The sequence below is a fragment of the Sphingobacterium sp. R2 genome (genome assembly GCF_040760075.1).
In the GTDB taxonomy this organism is placed as follows: Bacteria; Bacteroidota; Bacteroidia; order Sphingobacteriales; family Sphingobacteriaceae; genus Sphingobacterium.
Map to the genome: position 1 here is coordinate 1,698,315 of NZ_CP142884.1, position 20,847 is coordinate 1,719,161.

General features: G+C 40.4%; 11 protein-coding genes. All 11 read left to right on the top strand.

Annotated features, from left to right (window positions below; genetic code table 11):
• The first annotated feature begins 10 nt into the window (after nucleotides 1-10).
• Complete coding sequence (locus tag VXM68_RS07030; RefSeq protein WP_294187066.1) at nucleotides 11-772, top strand: fasciclin domain-containing protein; 762 nt, start codon at nucleotides 11-13, stop codon at nucleotides 770-772.
• A gap of 36 nt (nucleotides 773-808) precedes the next feature.
• A complete protein-coding gene (locus tag VXM68_RS07035; RefSeq protein WP_294187068.1) occupies nucleotides 809-2,425 on the top strand; it encodes a DUF5008 domain-containing protein in 1,617 nt (538 codons plus the stop codon).
• A 16-nt stretch (nucleotides 2,426-2,441) separates the two neighbouring features.
• Entirely contained in the window at nucleotides 2,442-4,178 is a 1,737-nt protein-coding gene (locus VXM68_RS07040; RefSeq protein ID WP_367210886.1) for a hypothetical protein, read from the top strand.
• Between the two features lie 17 nt (nucleotides 4,179-4,195).
• The gene (locus tag VXM68_RS07045; protein ID WP_367210888.1) at nucleotides 4,196-5,566 is read left to right on the top strand and encodes a discoidin domain-containing protein; all 1,371 of its coding nucleotides are present in this window, start codon (nucleotides 4,196-4,198) and stop codon (nucleotides 5,564-5,566) included.
• Between the two features lie 36 nt (nucleotides 5,567-5,602).
• Entirely contained in the window at nucleotides 5,603-6,652 is a 1,050-nt protein-coding gene (locus VXM68_RS07050) for a PKD domain-containing protein (RefSeq protein ID WP_367210890.1), read from the top strand.
• A gap of 256 nt (nucleotides 6,653-6,908) precedes the next feature.
• Nucleotides 6,909-9,203: a GH92 family glycosyl hydrolase gene (locus tag VXM68_RS07055; RefSeq protein ID WP_367210891.1), complete on the top strand. Its 2,295-nt coding sequence runs from the start codon at nucleotides 6,909-6,911 to the stop codon at nucleotides 9,201-9,203.
• 208 nt (nucleotides 9,204-9,411) lie between these two features.
• Nucleotides 9,412-9,774, top strand: coding sequence for a hypothetical protein (locus VXM68_RS07060; protein ID WP_209577455.1), 363 nt, complete (start codon nucleotides 9,412-9,414; stop codon nucleotides 9,772-9,774).
• A gap of 294 nt (nucleotides 9,775-10,068) precedes the next feature.
• On the top strand, nucleotides 10,069-11,175 hold the full coding sequence (locus tag VXM68_RS07065; RefSeq protein WP_209577457.1) for an efflux RND transporter periplasmic adaptor subunit: 1,107 nt from the start codon (nucleotides 10,069-10,071) through the stop codon (nucleotides 11,173-11,175).
• Between the two features lie 13 nt (nucleotides 11,176-11,188).
• On the top strand, nucleotides 11,189-15,739 hold the full coding sequence (locus VXM68_RS07070) for an efflux RND transporter permease subunit (RefSeq protein WP_367210893.1): 4,551 nt from the start codon (nucleotides 11,189-11,191) through the stop codon (nucleotides 15,737-15,739).
• 246 nt (nucleotides 15,740-15,985) lie between these two features.
• Nucleotides 15,986-17,614 (top strand): DUF6377 domain-containing protein, encoded by a 1,629-nt coding sequence (locus tag VXM68_RS07075; RefSeq protein WP_367210894.1) that lies wholly within the window; start codon nucleotides 15,986-15,988, stop codon nucleotides 17,612-17,614.
• 254 nt (nucleotides 17,615-17,868) lie between these two features.
• A complete protein-coding gene (locus tag VXM68_RS07080; protein ID WP_367210895.1) occupies nucleotides 17,869-20,847 on the top strand; it encodes a SusC/RagA family TonB-linked outer membrane protein in 2,979 nt (992 codons plus the stop codon).

Consider the following 20,847-nt stretch of genomic DNA (forward strand, 5'->3'; position numbering starts at 1 on the left):
TCAGTTTATTATGAGAAAAGCTAAGATAATAGGATATGCGTTGCTAACGATGTTACTTTTTGCCACAGTATCATGCAAAAAGGATGCATATTATAAAGATGGTGGATTGGCACAGGCAAAATTTGATGGTTCCATTATGGATTATCTGGATTCCAAACCGCGGGAATTTGATTCGATTGCCAAAATTATTAGGTTGGCAGGTTTAGAGGAAGATTTTAAGACCAAGGAATTTACTTTTTTTGCCCCGAGAGATGAGAATATAAAGAAGATGATCGGTCAAGCTAAGTCAAATGTGCCCGGCAATCAATCTAGCGTGAACTGGCTGCTTTATAATTTGGGACGCGATACCATCAAAACTTTGGCAGACGTAGATAGTGCTATTTGGCGTAAATATTTATTGCGTTATATGTTCAATAATAAGCGAAAATTAATGGATTATCCTCAGATTGATTTTGATTTGCTAAATGTCTATAAAGGCCAAAATTACACCTCATTTGCAAATACAGTTTCTAACATAGGTGTTGTCTATAACGACGCCATAAATGACTCTGACAAGAACAATATTACCCGGTTGAAATATATGGGGTATAGACAATTGTATATTTCATACATTCCAGATATCAGCAGGCCAAACGAATGGCGTTCATGTCCCGTTGCCTCATCAGATATCCAGCCGGATAATGGGGTTGTCCATGTAATTGATTATACCAAAGCGCAGTTTGGATTCAATCAGAGTGATATTCTGTTAGATATATTAGAAAGTAAGCGTTAATAGCAATAAGCAGTTGTAATTTAAATTATGAAAGTTATGTACAATACGATTTGGAAATATACATCCCTATTGTTCTTTATTGCTCTTTTTTGGGGTTGTAATAAGAATAATAAGATGTTTTCAGCTCCATACGAGGAGGGTCTTCCGCCATTGGGTATAGAAATTAATCCAACCGATAAAATGCAACCCGAATCGGGTAAAACAGGAGTCGAGACCATCATGCGAATTAAAGGCTTGGATAAGTATAAAGATAAGGCTATCATTCGATTTAACGGCGAAAAAGCACAGGTTGTCGAGCTAACGGCAGATTATGTAAAGCTGAAAGTTCCACCTTTTGCCAGTACAGGAGTGCTTTCTGTTGCCATTGACGATATTGTCTTTTTCGGGCCACAATTTACGGTTTTAGGAAATGTATCAATCGATCAAACTTTTCAAGTGGGGGTTGGAACAAATAATACCGTTTCTGATGTTCTTTTTTTGGAAGATGGTAAAATGATCTTTACAGGATCTTTTACAAATTATAATAATAAAGGATCGATACGGCCAATTAACCGTCTTGTCAGGACGTTTGCAGATGGAACCTATGATGCAAGCTTTCGCATAGGTACCGGGGCAAATAACTCGCTAAACAGTATCTTAAAATTAGGGAATTACTATTTTTTGGCAGGTTCTTTTTCGGGGTATGGACAGCGAAACTCAGATATCAGCAATCTAACGCGAATTTATACCACTGGCGCTATCGATACGATGGGTATTAAACCGTTTAGACGTCCTGGGCAAAGTGATACGTTGAAGTATTATCCGACATTTAACGGAGGGTTTGATGGTAATATCGGTAATATTTACGAATCGGAGGGGAAAATTTTAGCAACAGGCAATTTTAGATACTATATCCGCCGGACCTATGATAAGCCCAACCGGCTTGAAACTAGGGACACAATTATCTTGGATAGTACAGAAATCAGACATATCGCCCGGTTGAATTTAGACGGCTCGTTGGATAAGTCCTTTAGATTTGGGTCAGACGGAAAAGCAATGGCTGGTGGAAATGGGGCCGTAGCCACGGTCTTTCATACGAATGGCCCCTTGAAAGGCAAAATTCTAGTGTATGGTTCTTTCAACAGGTTCGATGGACAACCCAAAGGATATATCACCCGATTGAATGCTGATGGAACATTGGACGCCACATTTAACCCAGGTGGTGTTGGAGCCGACTACAATGTCTCCTCGGTTACTTACAATAGTGTAACAAATAAATACATAGTCGTTGGAAACTTCAGTAAATATAACGGAGTATCGGCAATAAAAGTTATCATGTTGAATCCAAATGGAACAGTGGACCCAACGTTTCAGGCGAAGACCTTTGATGGTGGAAACCCTTTCTATGCGATGCAATTGAATGACGGTTTAATCGTAGTTTCTGGAGATTTTTCGCGTTATAGTAATATTGCCCGAAATGGTTTTATGATCCTGAATCCGAACGGTGAATTGAATGGAGATTATAATTCTTCTGGTTATTTCTCTGGTTATATCAATAAAGTTGTTGAGACAAAAACAGAGGATGGTAAACGCGCATTACTTTTAATGGGCTTTTTTAGCCGCTTTAATAATGAAGAAGTACATAATCTGATTCGAATTAAATTGGAACAGTAACTTAAATTTTAAACTGATGAGATCTCAAGCTAATTTTAAAAATATAGGCCGCTGGCTAATGCCTTTGATTATATTATCAATGCTCATATCCTGTAATGATGAATTCGGACGCCTGTTGCCTGATAATGAGGGGCAACAAGATACCGTTGACCTAGTATATGGCAAGCCAAAAGTACTCATGCTCATCGTGGACGGAGCAAGGGGAGAGTCTGTCCGGACGGCAAATATTCCAACGATGAATGGATTGCTCAACCATTCGATTTATTCCTGGGTTTCGTTAAGTGAGGAGCATGACGATGCAACTGCTATGGGCGCCGATCTAGCCAGTATTATCACTGGGGTGAACCAAAATAAACATTTGGTCATTGGTGATAATTTTAAGAACAATAATTTTCAGACCTTTCCAACAGTCTATACAAGGGTCGCTGCAAATATGAAGAACCCTGAATTCAAAGTCTATAGCAGTTCTAAACTATTTGTTGAAAATCTTGCTCCTGTTGCGGTAGCTAAGTTGGAGAGTACCGACGAAGAGGTTGTCAATAGTGTTAAGGAAGGGTTAAAGCAACCGGAATTAACCTTGTTGACTGCCCATTTCACAGCGGTTGATAAGGCCGGAAAGGCCAGCGCCTATGACAATAGCAGCGCTATTTATAAATCCGCCATAGAAAATTTCGATAAGCAGGTAGGGGAAGTTATTCAGGCCTTGGTGCAACGCCCAGCTTTTAAAAAAGAGAACTGGCTGGTGATCATCACTTCGAGTAAGGGAGGGCCTTTTGAAATTCCTCCTGCGCAGAATGACAATACAATTTTTAGTAATCCAAATGTGAATACCTTCACTATCTTTTACTCACCTAAATATAATTCAAGGTATATCAATAAACCTTACTTGGGCAGTCGCTTTTCGGGAGATTTTATAAGATTTAAAGGCGGTGTCTACGCCGAGTTAACCGAAGGTGATAATCCTATTTTCGATCTTGGTGATAAGGAAGAATTTACTATTGAATTAAAAGTTAAGAAGAATAAAGGGCCAAATAATACATACAAATTTCCCAATTACCCATCTTTTATCGGCAAACGTGAGAAATGGGAATCAGGTGCACCAACAAATGGATGGATCATGGCTTTTAAAGATGATTATTGGATGTTCAACGGGCGCGGTCCGAACGGAAGTGGTGAGGTAAATGGTCCTAAATTGAACAACGCAACTTGGAATAATGTGACTATAGTCGGAGCCCTGACAAGCGAAGGTAAACGCATTGTGAAAACCTATACAAACGGTCTCCCGGGAAATGAGATGGACATAAGTTCGTGGGGAACGATTAGTAGTCCAGCTAAATTTAGGCTGGGGCTTTTAAACGGCGGAAGCAGTTGGAACCAAGGTGATTACTACCTGGCTGATGTACGGTTTTGGAAAGTAGCCTTGCCTTTGGCCGTCATTACGCAGTATAATTGTCAGGTTGGAGTAAGTGAAGAACATCCCTATTATCCGAATCTTGCGGCCAATTGGCCTATTGTGGGAACGGTTACTGATGGTGTACTTTATGACGATGGGCCTTATGGAAATACCTTAAAGATGGGCAATTCCACGTATGAAATTTCTAAGCTGAATGATTTTCTTTGCGCTCCGTCTGTTGAAACAATAAGTACGTTAGTACCGAAAAATACTGATATAACCGCCCAGATATTTAGTTGGTTGCAAATTGCGCGACAGGAGAATTGGCAGTTAGATGGACGAGTTTGGGTTGATAAATAATCTTAAAAAAGCGAATTATGAAAAGACTATTTTATTATATAACGATCATTTTGTTCTTAAGTCAATTGTTGGCTTGTTCAAAAGATAATTTAGAGGTATTTAATTTACGGGAGGGTGCTCCTGCTCAAGTTATCGCTGAAGGTGGAGGCAATGATCTGATTAAAACAAATGATTATGTACAGGTTCCGATGAAAGTAAAATTGAGTAGTCCTGCGTCAAAGGCCTTTGATGTTGAACTTCAATTGAATACCGATACGGTGAATAAATTAATCCAATCAGGAACACTAAAAGAGGTGGTTACACTCCCCAATTCGGCATTTTCTTTTCCGAATATCGTGAAATTTCAATATGGTGCAGATACCACCTCTTTTTTATTAACAATTTCGCGAACAGAGATCGAACGTGTTTACGGTAAAAAGTTTGCGTTGTCCTATAAATTATCCAATCCTGGAAAAGGTAATCAGCTGGGAAATCCCAGTAGCGTAATTGTAACGATGGACTCAAAGAATCTGCTGACAGCAACAGATATCCATTATCTTTCGATAACAAATTCACCTGGCAATATTATTTTAGCAAGCGATCACAACAATTACAATACTACACCTTCAGGAATCGAGATACCAATCGGCGTTTCGTTAGCATCCTTTCCAAGTAAATTTTTTTATGTTGAAGTGCGGGGTACAACGGATTCAATTGCAACTTGGATAACGAATAAGAAAGTACCCAAGAATACGATCGGTTTGCAGAATAATGAGTATGCGCTTCCTTCACGCGTGCAAGTATTAGGTAATAAGTCTGCAGCGGCATTCAATATATCGGTTCCTTGGGATGTTATTACCAAAAATAAAGAGAAGTTTCTCGCTGTAACGATCTATTTAAAGGATCCGTCCTTGCATGTCATCAATCCTCAGAAGAATTATACCACGATTTTAATTGATTGCGCAAAAGTCGTTGAATTTGATGTAACGGGAGAAGCAACACTATCGGTAAACCGGGATAATAATGGTGGTGCAAGTGCGGGTGAAGGTAGCTTAAAATTTGTGGACGACCTCACTAGTACCAAATTTTTGCAAAGTGCATTTACGGGCGATCTGCAGTGTACACTGACGTTCACGCGAACGCTGAAAATTGGGGCATATACACTTACATCCGGAAATGATGCGATCGAGCGTGACCCAAAAAGTTGGTTTCTTGAGGGATCGTTAGATGGTAAGAACTGGGTTACGATTGACACACGAACAAATGAGAGTTTCCCGAATAGAATTCAGACACGAAGATTTAATGTCCAAAAGCCGGGTATTTACAAATTTTATCGTCTAAATATTACAGAAAATGTTGGAAGTAGCTTATTTCAATGTTCTGAATGGAGGATGATTGAATTTTTATAGACGGAAGACAACACATGGTATTACAACGATGAATTTATGAAGATGAAATTAGTAAAATACAGTTTTTATATTCTTTTACTGCTTACCTGTCTAGGTTGCAGTAAAGAAAAGGAAGTAGTAGTTGAAAAACCTCAGCTACCAAATCCGGTGTCAGCTTTCTCTACAAAACAGGTTGCCAAAGATGATCCTTTTACTTTTGAATTTACAAATCAGTCAACGGATTATAGCGAAACGCGCTGGAGTTTTGGCGATGACAGTACCTCGTCAAACGTTTCGCCACAACATACCTTTTTAAATACAGGTAATTTTACAGTCAAACTTAAAGTCCTCAACAAGAATGGAGATTGGGCGCAACGTGAAGAAGTTATCAAAATTGATGCTGAAAAATTAATTCGTTTCAATGCGACAAAGAATGGAACTGGTAAGCTGATTTTGGCATACGACAGCGACATTGCAGTACAGGCAGTCACTTGGTCAAAGATGACGGATAAAGATAAGTATGAGCAAGTTTCTGATAAGGCAAAAGCAGATATTTCTATTGAAGTCGGTAAATTTGAGACCTATCAACTTCGTGTTAAAACTCCGAAAGGTTCGCAGATCGTTGTTACCAAGATGCTGACAGATCTGGGAATTGTAAAAGACTGGACAAATATCGACAATACTTTTCGAATCTCTCAGGACAATTCCAGTGGTCCTGATGCTGGCGAAGGTTCGAAAAAATTAATCGACAACAACATTACGACGAAACTTTTTATCGGTGGATATCAGTCCGGTATGTATTGGCAGTTTGCATTCTATCAACCCCAAACGATCAATGGTTATACCATAACAACCGGAAATGATGCTCCGGAAAGAGATCCGAAAGATTGGGAAATACAGGCATCCGACAATGGAGAAACTTGGGTAACATTAAGCACGGTCACAGGCTATAGCTTTGGTACTACTTCAGCAGATAGAAGAAAGTCGGTTAATTTCTCTTTTACGAACGCAAAACCTTATAGCTATTATAGGTATGTTTTAAAAGCGGTATCCTCTGGATCAAATTTCCAAATAAGTGAATTTAGGCTTTTGGAACTACCAAAGTAAGCACCAAAAATTGACAACAGTTCGTTGAGGTTGTTAGCGGCAAGAGGCTCATTGGTTTAAAAATTAGCCGTAAGGTATTGGTTTGACAAAGACAATATCTTGCGGCTATTTTATTTGGAGTGATAGGGGCTGTTCGCTTTTTTTGTAACCATCTTGTGAAAAACAGCTTGTCAATCCGTTATATTTAAATTTCTTACCTATATTTACTAATACGTTTTAGCTTTTTCTTAATAACGTTCATCCCAAAAGCATAAATATGTTTAATATTAAAAAACTTACAGGTAGCATTCTTTTTCTATGCGCTATTCATTCAGCTATAGCGCAGCAGCCCTCACCGGTGGATTTTGTGAATCCTCTGATCGGTACCGAATCGAAGTATGAATTGTCTAACGGGAATACCTATCCTGCGATCGCAAGGCCATGGGGTATGAATTTCTGGACACCACAGACAGGCAAGATGGGAGATGGCTGGGTATATACTTACACTGCAGATAAAATCAAAGGGTTTAAGCAAACCCATCAACCAAGCCCTTGGAATAATGATTATGGGCAGTTTTCAATCATGCCTGTCACTGGAACTCCGCAATTTGATCAGGACAAACGTGCAAGCTGGTTTTCACATAAAGCCGAAATTGCAAAACCTTACTATTATAGTGTTTATCTTGCAGATCATGATGTAACAACTGAATTGTCTCCGTCGCAACGAGCGGCAATCTTCCAGTTTACTTTTCCTAAAACAGATAGTGCTTACGTTATTATCGATGCCTTTGATAAGGGCTCTTATATTAAAGTAATTCCGGAGGAAAATAAGATCATCGGTTATTCAACAAAGAATAGCGGCGGCGTTCCGGATAATTTTAAAAATTATTTTGTCATTACCTTTGATAGACCTTTCTCCTACAAAGCTGCTGTTAAAAGCGGCGCGATAAGAACAGATGAATTGGAAATTCAGGATAATCACGCCGGAGCAGTCGTTGGCTTTCCTTCCTTGAAGAGAGGCGAGAAAGTCATTGCTCGGATCGCTTCCTCTTTTATAAGTTTTGAACAGGCAGAAATTAATTTGCAAGAAGTTAAGTCGAAGACATTTCAGCAGGTTGTTGACGAAGGTAAAGCGCAGTGGAATGACGTGCTGGGACGTGTACAAGTGGAAGACCAAAATATTGACAGACTGCGTACATTTTATTCTTGTCTGTACCGATCAACACTTTTCCCTAGAGATTTTTCGGAGATTGACGCAAGAGGTAACCGTATTCACTATAGCCCCTACAATGGTCAGGTGTTACCTGGAGAAATGTTTACAGATACAGGTTTTTGGGACACATTCCGCAGTTTATTTCCACTATTGAATTTATTGTACCCTTCTATGAACGATCGTATGCAAGAAGGCTTGGTAAATGCTTATAAAGAGAGCGGTTATCTTCCTGAGTGGGCTTCTCCAGGACACCGCGCATCGATGATTGGAAACAATTCTGCATCTATTGTTGCGGATGCGTTAATTACTGGTCGGAAGGGATATGATAAAGAATTATTATGGGAAGCATTGAAACATGGTGCCAATAATGCCTATCCTAAACATACCTCTACTGGCCGTTTTGGTTACGAATACTATAACAAATTAGGCTATATCCCCGCCGACGTAAAGGTCGACCAAAATGTAGCGCGCTCACTGGAGTATGCCTATAACGACTGGTGTATCTATGAGTTTGGTAAAGCGCTGGGTAGACCCAAGGCGGAGACAGCGATTTATGCCAAACGGGCAATGAACTATAAAAATCTGTTTGATCCAAGTACTAAACTGATGCGCGGAAAAAACGCCGACGGTTCATTCGTTCCCAATTTTGACCCGAGTGCTTGGTCGAGAGAATATACCGAAGGAAATGCTTGGCATTGGAGTTTTTGCGTATTCCACGATCCTCAGGGTTTAATTGATTTAATGGGTGGTAATAAGTCGTTTGTATCCATGTTGGATACTGTATTTGTTATTCCGAGTTATGAGGGGATGAAGAGTCGTGGTATGATACACGAAATGCGTGAGATGCAGGTGATGAATATGGGACAGTATGCGCATGGTAATCAACCAATTCAACATATGCCCTACCTTTATAACTATGCTGCAGAGCCATGGAAAGCACAATATTGGGTACGTAAAATAATGGATAAACTGTATTTGCCCACACCGGATGGCTATTGTGGGGATGAAGACAATGGGCAGACCTCGGCGTGGTATGTTTTTTCTTCATTGGGATTTTATCCCGTTTCACCCGGATCAGGAGAATATGTGATCGGTTCTCCGCAATTTGATAAGGTGACCCTAAGTCTTGAGAACGGTAAAAAAGTGCTGATTGAAGCGAACCAAAAGGGGGGGGATCAGGTCTATGTAGACCAACTTTCCTGGAATGGAAAACCTTATGGCAGGAATTATATCCGTTATAAAGACTTACTGCAGGGCGCCAACCTTCAGTTCAAAATGAGCGATGCCCCAAATAAAAATAGAGGTACAAAAAAAGCGGATGCTCCGTATTCCTTTAGTCGTGAAAAGATAGATAAGTGATAAAATTGCTACAGCAATAAGTTCGCTAATCCTTAATCTATACGAAAATTTAGCACTGCATTGAACGTTAAAAGTTCTTAACAATCGATGAAAATTGAGTTGTATTTGAAAACCATGATAGTTAATTTTGAGGCTGTCATGGTTTTTTTACATGAATACAATAATCTTGGGTATTTAAAATCATATCTTTGTCGTTCTTAATTACAATATGTTAGGTAAAATATTTCATTTGTTAATACTCTTTGCATACCTTAATTTGTTGACGTATGATTCTTTCTCGTCGGCAACGGGACAGGTTGTGCATGCGGGCGAGACTATTGTGGAGTATTTTTTAGATGATGTATTGGATTTGGATCCTATTCAATCTTCCCATGAGGAAAAAGTGCTGTTACAGGATGACTATCGCATATTTGCGGTAAATAGTCAAGTGTTACCAATATTCATTTTTGTTTTCGGTATTGTTTTCACCGCTTTATGCTTCGCAAAGGATGACGAACATCCTTTTTACCGTTCTAAAACCATCTGTCGTCCGGGGTACTATCGGTTCCTATACCGGTTTCGGCCGTTCTAACTATTCTCTATTTATCTTTTCATTCAAAGCTACATTTCATTAAAGTTGAAAAGTATGACAGTTTTTGTGCGTCATACGACCGTGGCTATAGCGTACACTTCAAACTTGATGAAGTTATCGTAGTTCATTTGTTTACAAGATCCCTTCAGTCATTGAAATTTAATGGCTAGCAAAAGAATTTTACATTTTACATTTTATTATCGTTGATGAAATACCCATGTTCGGTAAACGCCTACATGGATGAAAATTAATTGGGTATTCCATAGTGACCACTAAAAAGAAGATTATTTCCCTATGAACAAATTACGGATACTGTGCCTTTTACTTGGCGCGGTTGGGATGTTGGCATCATGCCGCTCCTCTAATGCTAACGCTGATCAGAAAGAAGAACTCAAAAATATACCCGTTGCATCTTTGATGGTGATGGACACCACTGTTTATCAGGAGTATATTGCAGATGTTCAAGCCTTAAAAAACGTCGAGATTCGCTCAAAACTGAATGGTTTTTTGGATAAAATCTATGTCGATGAAGGCGTCTGGGTAAAGAAAGGACAGCTATTATTTAAATATAATAATGAGGAATACCGATCAGAGTTAGCCAAAGCCAAAGCACAGTATGATAATGCTATTGCCGAATCTCAAAAGATAAAACTGGAGATGGAACGAACTCAAAAATTGGTTGACAAGAATATTGTGAGCCCTTCGGAGTATAATTTATTAAAGATTCAGCTAAAAGCATCCAATTCTAAAATAGAGGAAGCTCGTGCGTTGGTTAATCAGGCGCAGACAAGATTGGATTATACGGTTATACGGGCTCCATTCGACGGTCGTATAGACCGTATCTTACTGCGTGAGGGCTCTCTTTTGACCGAAGGAAGTTTGATTACAACCATCTCTGACCTCAGCAAAGTGAATGTTTATTTTGATATTTCTGAACGGGAGTATCTAGCACTTATGCGCGATAAGCTGAATGGCAAAGAAACGCAAAAGTCGGTGAAATTAATTTTAGCCAATGGCGAGCTTTATCCACATGAAGGAATTGCGCATCTTGTTGAAAGTGAGTTTGAAGCCAATACAGGATCGATTGCGCTTCGGGTCCAATTCCCAAATGCCGAACATATCCTAAAACACGGTGCAACTGGTAAGATCGCGGTGCCTATGGAGACAGGGGAGCACACTTTTGTACATCAAAAATCAGTATTTGAGATTCAGGATAAAACCTATGTGTACACACTACAGGCAGATAGTACCGTTAAAATGACACCTTTTAGTGCTGGTCCGCGTGTAGGACATTATTATATTGTGGACGGAGGTTTGGATTCCAACGCCAAAGTTGTTTATGAAGGAGTGCAAGGACTGCGGAGTGGAATGAAAATTAATCCAAAAATGAGGAAATTGTAGCGGAGGATAGATTATGTTTGAAACATTTATAAAACGGCCCATACTGTCGTTGGTTATTTCGGTGTTTATTACACTTTTGGGTCTGTTGGCCTTATTTACATTGCCCATTACACAATTTCCGGATATTGTCCCACCTTCAGTAGTCGTCAATGCCAATTACACAGGAGCTAATGCTGAAGTAAGTACAAATGCAGTTGCTATTCCTTTAGAAAAAGCAATTAACGGTGTTGCAGGGATGACTTACATGAACTCGGTGTCTACCAATAACGGAAGCACAGTGATTCAGATCTTCTTCGAAGTCGGCACGGATCCAGATATCGCTGCCGTAAACGTACAAAATCGCGTTACAACCGTATTGGATGAACTACCCGAGGAAGTAATTAAAGCAGGCGTTACGACAGAGAAAGAGGTCAATTCGATGTTGATGTATCTCAATGTTTTTACAGACGATGAAACGGCAGATGAAAGATTCATTTACAACTTCGCAGACATTAATATTCTAAAGGAACTGAAACGTATTGAGGGGGTTGGACTTGCTCAGATTATGGGGATGCGCGACTATGCGATGCGTGTTTGGGTTAAGCCTGACCGTATGGCAGCTTATAATATTTCTGCTGAGGATGTGGTTGCTGCATTGCGGAAGCAGAATATCGAGGCGGCGCCAGGTCAAACAGGTATCAGCTCGGATAAAATGCGTAACATGCAACAATATGTTTTGCGTTATCCGGGTAAATTCACTGAAATTGATGAATATGCTAACGTTCCTATTCGCGCCACGGCCAATGGCTCCATTATTCGTATTAAAGACGTTGCCGATGTTGAATTTGGCTCATTAGATTACGAAATGGTATCCAAGACCGATGGTCGGCCCTCGGCTTCCATCATGTTAAAGCAATTGCCTGGATCAAACGCACAGGAGGTTATTCAGCGTGTGAAGGATCGGATGGCAGAGCTGAAACAGACCCAGTTCCCGACGGGCATGACCTATACGATGGGATATGATGTGTCGCGGTTTTTGGATGCCTCAATATCCTCTGTTATCAAAACCTTATTAGAGGCATTCCTTTTGGTTTTTATTGTGGTATTTATCTTTTTGCAAGATTTTAGAGCCACAATTATCCCTATTTTGGCAGTGCCCGTGTGTCTGATTGGCGCATTGTTTTGTATGCAAATGCTCGGTTTCTCAATCAATTTGTTGACCTTATTTGCATTGGTATTGGCGATTGGAATTGTGGTAGATAATGGTATTGTTGTCGTGGAAGCTGTGTATGCTAAAATGGAAGAGGAACACCTCCAACCCATGGAGGCGACATTGGAAGCCATGAAAGAGGTTGGTGGTGCCGTTGTGGCCATCACCTTGGTTATGTCGGCTGTTTTTGTTCCAGTAGCCTTTCTTTCAGGACCAGTCGGAATTTTCTATCGTCAATTTTCGCTGACACTCGCCGCCGCTATTGTTATTTCGGGAATCAACGCTTTAACATTGACGCCCGCTTTGTGTGCACTTTTCCTAAAATCTCCACATGACCGTAAGCCATCGAATAACTGGTTGGACCGTTTCTTTAAAAAATTCAACCACATCTATGATAAAACTGCTTTTGGCTATAAAGGTATTTTGGTAAAAACGAGTGCACGACGCGGACTAACACTGCTTTTGTTGGGAGGATTTTTTGTCGCAACTTGGGGCAGTAGTGCCATCTTACCCGCTGGTTTTATTCCGACAGAAGATCAAGGGATGATCTATGTTGCGGTAACGACACCGCCGGGTGCAACTGTAGACCGCACAGAACGCGTTTTGGATAAAATTGACTCCGTATCACGAAAGCTCGATGTTGTTGAAACTGTTTCGACCTTGTCCGGATATAGTATAGTTACCGAAGTATCGGGAGCTTCCTATGGAATGGGAATGATCAACCTTAAGCCTTGGAAAGAACGGGACCAGACCGTAGATGATGTCATTAAGGAGCTACGCGCTAAAACCAAGGATTTTGCTGATGCACAGATTGATTTCTTTCCGCCGCCAACGGTACCGGGATTTGGTAATTCGTCGGGTTTTGAGTTACGACTTTTGGATCGAAGCGGTAATGAGGATCTCAATAAAACGGCGGAGGTACTGCAGAAGTTTATGGATGATATGGAAAAAAGCGAGGTCCTTCAGGATATCAGCTCCAGCTTTGATGTGAACTTCCCGCAATATATGCTGAAGGTTGACTACGATATGGCTGCAAAAAAGGGGATATCAGTAGAAAATGCCATGAATACGCTACAGACCCTAATGGGAAGTTTGTATGCAACCAACTTTATCCGCTATGGACAAATGTATAAAGTGATGGTTCAGGCTGGCCCCGAATATCGCCAACGCCCAGAAGATGTTCTGCGCCTATATGTAAAGAATGAGACAGGTGAGATGGTACCTTACAATGCCTTTATTTCCATGGAAAGAATTTATGGACCTGAACAAATCACGCGTTACAACATGTTTAGTTCAGCCATGATCACAGGGCAGTCTTCAGCAGGTTTCAGCTCGGGTCAAGCCATTGAAGAAGTGGAGAAAATTGCTTCTTCTTTGCCGCAAGGCTATAGCATCGAATGGTCCGGTATGACCCGTGAGCAAAAGATCTCTGGAAACCAGGCTTTGTATATTTTTGCCCTATGTCTTCTATTTGTCTACCTGTTGTTATGTGCGCAGTATGAAAGCTTTCTGTTGCCTTTACCGGTTCTCCTCTGTCTTCCGGCAGGGATCTTTGGTGCATTTATTTTCTTGAAAGTCTTCGGACTGGAAAACAATATCTATGCGCAGGTAGCATTGGTGATGCTGATTGGTTTGTTGGGTAAGAACGCCATCTTGATTGTGGAATATGCCAATTTAAAATATAAGCAGGGAATGGATATCGTGACAGCTTCAATTGAAGGAGCGGTTGCCCGTTTGCGTCCCATATTAATGACTTCCTTTGCATTTATAGCAGGTTTGATTCCTTTAATGATGGCCAGTGGAGCCGGAGCATTGGGCAATCGGAGTATTGGTACCGCTGCGGTGGGGGGGATGCTTATCGGAACCATACTCGGGATTCTTGTCATCCCTGGATTAGTGATTTTATTCTCAAAAAAGGAGAATAAGAAACACGTTGTCAAACAGGCGTCTTTAGTCATAGCCACACTTATTTTATTGGGTAGTTGTTCGGTGCCTAAAAAGGCGCATCAACCGGAGAAAGTAAATGTACCGGCTTCATTTTCCAAAAGCATCTCGCCGGATAGTTTAAATGTAGGCCGCAGGTCCTGGAAGGAAATCTTTAGGGATCCAAAATTAATTTCTCTGATTGATTCTGCTTTGCTGAATAATATGGATATTCGTCAATCGATCTTACGACTGGAATCTGCACAAGCTTATTTTAAACAGCGTAAGGCGGCATTAGGGCCAACCGTTGAAGCTGCAGTGGAAGGGGGAATACGGAAATATGGACATTATACAGAATCGGGAATAGGTAACTATGATTCAAATTTTTCAGAAAACCTGAAGAGTGATGAAAAATTGCCTGAGCCCTTTATTCCAGATTATTTTATAGGACTTCGCTCCTCCTGGGAAATTGACCTTTGGGGAAAGTTGAAGAGCCAAAAACAAGCAGCTTACTTTGGCTTTTTAGCTGAACAGGAAGGTAAGCGCCTTTTAGAAACAGAGTTGGTCTCTAATATTGCCACGGCTTATTATGAACTGATAGCGTTGGACCAAAAAATAAAGGTATACGATCGGAATATTGCATTGCATAAGAATGCATTAGAAGTTGTTGAGGTAAAAAAGGATGCTGGTTATGCAACGGAGCTATCTGTACAGCAATTTAAGGCCTTATTAGCCAACTCCAAAGCGGCCAAGGAGCAGTTACTGCAGGAGATAGCTTTGTGGGAACATCATATCAATGGGTTATTGGGACGCTTTTATCAACCGATTGTAAGAAGTACTTATACCGAAAATGCCGATTTATATCATGCCATGCAATTTGGTACACCAGATGACCTGGTAAATCAACGTCCGGATATTAAAGCTGCCTATCTCAAGGTGATTGCATCTTCAAACAACCAGGAAGCTTCACGTCTGGCATTTCTACCTTCTGTTGCAATAAGTCCATTTGTAGGATTACAGAGCTTTAGCTTGGGCAAGCTATTCAACTTGGATAGATCTATTGCTTATAATCTTTTTGGCGGTATTACACTTCCCTTATTTAACCAAAGACAGCTTAAAACGCAGTATGAGATTGCTAAAGCAGACTATGGAATAGCGTTTGTGGACTATGAAAAAACGGTTTTAAATGCGTACAATGAAGTTTCTAATGTGATTATGACGCAAGAGGCGATCGTCAAGCGACGTAATTTCGTGGATGAGCATGTTCAGGCATTGGAATTATCTATTGAAGCTGCCCAAGAGCTGTTTATTGCCGGGAGGGTGTCATCATTGGATGTTGTGACGGCCCAGAAAGAATCTTTGGAAGCTCAAGTTGGAAAAGTGGAGCTGGAGAAAGAGAGTACGTTAAACCAGATTCTACTCTATAAAGCCCTAGGAGGGGGCTGGCAATAAGGCTTTTTATTTCAATAGGAAAACTATTTTTCATGCGATAAAGAATTAACTTGTTAATTCTTGGACCCAAAAAAGGTCAGTGAAAGAGGCCGTCGTGAGACGTCCTCTTTTTTTTGATAGTCCTTCATGTGATAGGGCAGAAAGAATATTCAGTTTGTTCTCATTACTCATGCTTGCTGCAAAGTCATGTATGTTTTGTAGTTATTTTTATGTAGTTTAGGCACAGAATGTTGAACCGATTTTAGTATGTTGCAGCGCATCTTTCTTTTTCTACTTTGCTCTCATTTTAGTATTTACCTATCTGCCCAAGTGACTTCGGATAGTATTGGCGTTTTACAACGTTTGGAATATTTAATGGACAACCAAAAGATTTACGTCAAAAATCGTGAAGATAAGCTGGAAAAACTGAAACAAGAAGCAAAAGCTCTCGAAAGTAATCCTGCTCAATTTTTGAAGAAAAACTACGAAATCTTTGAAAATTATAAGAAATTTGATTCCGACGCAGCGCTTTCTTATATTTTACTGTGTCAAAAACTGGCTCCGCTAGGTAATGACTCTTTACAGGCAGTAATCCATCTCGATTTGGCATGGGTATATTCCACCATCGGACGATACATCGAAGCCGCACAATTATTGAAGCAAGTCGAGTCAGCTCATCTCGGCAGGAATCTTCTGGCAAAGTATTATGATACCTACAGCTCTTTCTATAGCCATTATGGTCAGAGTAATAATCGATCAGAGTATTATCAGGCAAGTGAAAAGTATCGTGATTCATTGTTGACGGTACTGCCAAAGTCTTCATTGGAATATCGTACCACCATCGCCATAAAAACGTTGTTCAACGGTAATCGTGAGGATGCTAAAAGACAACTGTTAATGCTTTGGAACGAAAACAAGAAGGATGTTGAGCAGCGTGCCCTGATAGCGTATTTTATGGGACTCATATATAAGTATGATAAGGATGTAAAAAGTCAGATTTATTATCTTTCCATATCGGCGAGTGCTGATATTGAAATGGCTAATCGGGACAACGCATCTTTTCACGACCTCGCCCTAACATATTATGATCAGCAAGATTTTGACAGAGCTTTTCAGTTTATTGAAAAGGCAATTGACGATGCGATGTTATGTAAAGTCCGGTATCGAATTATCGAAGGCACCTCTTCATACCCTATCATCAATGCAGCCTATCAGCAGAAAATCAGTAGTCAAAATAAGCAGTTGGTTGGCTTAGTCGTTATCGTCAGTATTTTATTGATTGGCGTCATCATTGCGCTCCTTATTATTTATAGACAGGTGCAACATTTGCGACGAATACGATCACAGCTGTCAGCAACAAATCAGCAACTTCGATCATTAAATAATGAAATCAATCAGACTAATCTTAAATTATCGGAATCCAACCACATCAAAGAAGAATATATAGCTCAATTTTTTGATATGTGCTCAAGCTATATCGATAAAATGGAAGATATTAGAAAGGCTTTATTAAAGAGGGCTACAAATCAACAGTGGGATGCTCTTCGTGAGCAGTTGAAGTCAACACAAATGGAAGAACGGGAGGTAAAGCAACTGTATGTTAATTTTGATCGTATTTTCTTAAACCTATATCCGACCTTTGTTGATGAATTCAATGCTTTGCTTCAGGAGGACGAGAAGATATACCCCAAAAAGACCGAGCTATTAAATACCGAACTTCGCATCTTTGCCTTAATTCGATTGGGCATTGATGATTCGGTGAAGATTGCAAGCTTCCTGCGTTATTCTCTTCGGACTGTTTATAATTATAGAACAAAGGTACGTAATAAAGCTGCCGGAAATCGGGACGCCTTTGAAGCTGCCGTCTGCCAGATTGCGGTAATTGACCGTGCGTAGACCCACGTTTCCATACCGAAACACAGTAGATCAATCGCTTTCTTTCGCTTATTTAGGTACTTTTTAAAGCGTGCTATTTTTCGTATTATTCTTATTATTAGGGTATTGAGTTTTTTAATAGGTACTTTTTAAGTACTCGCTCTTTTTTCTCTATCAAGGTGACCTTAGTTTTGTTTTGAGCAATGAAGCAGGGGAAACTCATTGCCATTTTGGAATAACCAAAAGATGAAACAATAACCAATTTTTTATTTCATATGATTTACTTTACACGAAAAGTTACCTTTTCTATGGGGTTGGCTTTCCTGTTCACTTTGATGAATGTGGTGTTTGCACAAGACCGGATCCAAATCAGTGGACGTGTCCTGGATGCCAACGATCAGAAACCACTCTCTGGAGTAACCATTACACAGAAGGGAAGTAACAATGCAGTCTCCAGTAACGGGGATGGGCGTTTTCAAATTTCGGCTGCTAAGGGCAGTACACTCCAATTTACATTTGTTGGTTACGATAGCAAAGAAGTGCCTGCCAATAATACCATGGTGGTCCAATTAAATTCGTCTACCAATGTGCTTGAAGACGTCATTGTAATCGGTTATGGTAGTGTGAAAAGAAAAGACGTGACGACCGCAATTTCTTCTGTCTCTACCAAAGACCTAGAGAAGAGACCCGTTACTAATTTTGGCCAAGCTATTCAAGGAAAAGCGGCCGGGGTAACTGTTATTCAGCCGAGTGGTCAACCAGGTGCAGCACCTCAAATACAAATTCGCGGAATAACGTCTTTTAATAGCAATACGACTCCTTTGTATGTCGTTGATGGAGTTCCAGTTGAGGATATTAAATTCTTGTCACCAAATGATATCGCGGATATCCAAATCCTAAAGGACGCTTCATCCGGCGCCATTTATGGTTCTCGAGGTTCGAATGGCGTGATTTTAGTAACAACCAAGTCCGGTAAAGCTGGTGAAGCAAAAATAACGCTTGGAACACAATGGACAGCCAATGTTGTCAATAACACTGTCCAGGTTTTAAATACTAGCCAATACAAAGATTTACAGGATGAGATCGGCCTAGTCAACCTTCCGGAAGGATTGTTGGATCAGACCGACTGGTTTAAAGAGACCTACAAAACAGGTATTCAGCAAAACCATCAAATATCAATTTCGGATGGTAATGAGAAAATCCGATACTATTTGGGCGGCGGTTATTTGAATGAAAAAGGGACATTACAAGGCTCGTTCTTTAGACGGTATAATTTCCGTGCTAATATTGACAATCAGGTTCGAAAATGGTTAAAGGTCAATGCGAATATCAATTATTCGGATAACAATGATAATGGCATTACCTCGGGCTTGGGCTCCAATCGTGGTGGTGTTGTTACCTCGGTGATTACCACACCAACTTATGCCCCGGTATGGGATCTGGCAAATCCGGATCGATTCTATAATAATTTCTATGGGATCAGCAACATTACCAGTCCTTTGGAAAACTTAGCGCGGACAAAAAATAATAATAACCGAGAAAATCGGATTGTCGCCACAGGAAGTGCATTGGTTTCTTTTATGCCCAACCTCACTTGGAAAACTTCGTTTTCATTCGATCGAAGATCGGGCATTATGACTACCTTCCTGGATCCTTGGACCACAGCATGGGGAAGAAATCAATTTGGTGAGGCCTCCGACATGCGCAATACAAACACCGTATTGACCTGGGATAATATCTTAACGTATAGCAAAAGCTATGGTAAGCATAATCTGGAGGCAATGGGTGGTTCTTCCTGGACAGATTCTAAGTACGCTAGAAGTGAGATTTTTGGCTCAAACTATGCCAATGGTATCATTGAAACGCTGAATGCTGCCAATAAGATTTCTTGGGACAGAACAGGATCTACGGCCTCAAACTGGGGAATTATGTCCTATTTTGCTCGCGCCATGTATAATTATGATGGCAAGTATTTAGTGACTGCGAATATGCGTGCAGACGGTTCGTCGAAGCTTAGCCCAGAACACCGTTGGGGATATTTTCCATCGGTTTCGGCTGCATGGAGAATTTCTTCGGAAGACTTTATAAAAGATATTGCCTGGATTAATGATTTTAAAATTCGCGGTGGATGGGGACAAACGGGTAACCAATACGGATTAGGCGATTATGCGTATCTGCAATTAAGCGGTATCCAGCGTCAACAGTGGTTTGTCGAAGGAAAAGAAAATTCATTGCCCAATATCAACAAACCAACAATCTTACGAGCGAAAGACCTGACTTGGGAAACTACAAGTACCACCAGCATCGGTTTTGATATCACCATGTTGAGCAATAGGTTAACCGTCAGTGCAGATTATTACAACAAGGATACCAAAGACCTGTTAATGAATGCAAGTCTGCCTGCAGGACAGCAAGCAAACACGATCCAGAGAAATGGTGGCCGCCTGAACAACCATGGTTTTGAATTTGCGGTGAACTCAAAGAATCTGACCGGAAATCTAACTTGGAACACAGATTTCAATATTTCTTTCAACAGAAATAAACTACAGCAATTGGATTTACAGCAGGTTTATTATGATGTCAAGACAAACGATTATGTCAATGACTTTGTGGTAAAAAATGAGCCGGGAAGATCACTTGCAGGATTCTACGGTTATCTTTCAGATGGTGTAAATCCTGAAACGGGTGAACTCATGTACCGTGACCTGAATGGCGATGGTAAGATTTCATCAAGTGACCGTACGTATATCGGTAATCCGCTTCCAAAGTTTGTGTACGGTATGACAAACAGCTTCTCTTATAAGAATTTCGATCTCAGTATATTCATTCAGGGGACTTATGGCAATGATATCTTCAATGCCAGCCGTATGGAAACAGAGGGCATGTATGACGGTCGCAATCAAACAACGGTGGTATTGGATCGTTGGCGGGTACCTGGACAGATTACGCATGTTCCAAAAGCAGGTTTCGATATGAAAAACTCAACCTATTTCGTCGAAGATGGTAGTTATCTGCGCATGAAAAATGTTTCTTTGGGTTATTCTATTGCGCCTGAAAAACTGAAACGGATTGGTATCAACAAAATTCAGCCTTATCTATCTGTAAGTAATTTATTTACCTTGACAAAATATTCGGGCATGGACCCCGAAGTAAACCAATATTCTGGCGGATCCGATGCTAGAATCCAAGGTATTGATTGGGGAACCTATCCGCAGAATCGTTCATTTGTTCTAGGTCTTAATATTGAGTTTTAA

Excerpts from the sequence above, each read along its gene's own strand:
- VXM68_RS07040 (WP_367210886.1), top strand. The coding sequence starts at position 2,442 with ATGAGATCTCAAGCTAATTTTAAAAATATAGGCCGCTGGCTAATGCCT.
- VXM68_RS07035 (WP_294187068.1), top strand. The coding sequence starts at position 809 with ATGTACAATACGATTTGGAAATATACATCCCTATTGTTCTTTATTGCT.
- VXM68_RS07050 (WP_367210890.1), top strand. The coding sequence starts at position 5,603 with ATGAAGATGAAATTAGTAAAATACAGTTTTTATATTCTTTTACTGCTT.
- VXM68_RS07070 (WP_367210893.1), top strand. The coding sequence starts at position 11,189 with ATGTTTGAAACATTTATAAAACGGCCCATACTGTCGTTGGTTATTTCG.
- VXM68_RS07055 (WP_367210891.1), top strand. The coding sequence starts at position 6,909 with ATGTTTAATATTAAAAAACTTACAGGTAGCATTCTTTTTCTATGCGCT.
- VXM68_RS07075 (WP_367210894.1), top strand. The coding sequence starts at position 15,986 with ATGTTGCAGCGCATCTTTCTTTTTCTACTTTGCTCTCATTTTAGTATT.
- VXM68_RS07045 (WP_367210888.1), top strand. The coding sequence starts at position 4,196 with ATGAAAAGACTATTTTATTATATAACGATCATTTTGTTCTTAAGTCAA.
- VXM68_RS07065 (WP_209577457.1), top strand. The coding sequence starts at position 10,069 with ATGAACAAATTACGGATACTGTGCCTTTTACTTGGCGCGGTTGGGATG.
- VXM68_RS07060 (WP_209577455.1), top strand. The coding sequence starts at position 9,412 with ATGTTAGGTAAAATATTTCATTTGTTAATACTCTTTGCATACCTTAAT.
- VXM68_RS07030 (WP_294187066.1), top strand. The coding sequence starts at position 11 with ATGAGAAAAGCTAAGATAATAGGATATGCGTTGCTAACGATGTTACTT.
- VXM68_RS07080 (WP_367210895.1), top strand. The coding sequence starts at position 17,869 with ATGATTTACTTTACACGAAAAGTTACCTTTTCTATGGGGTTGGCTTTC.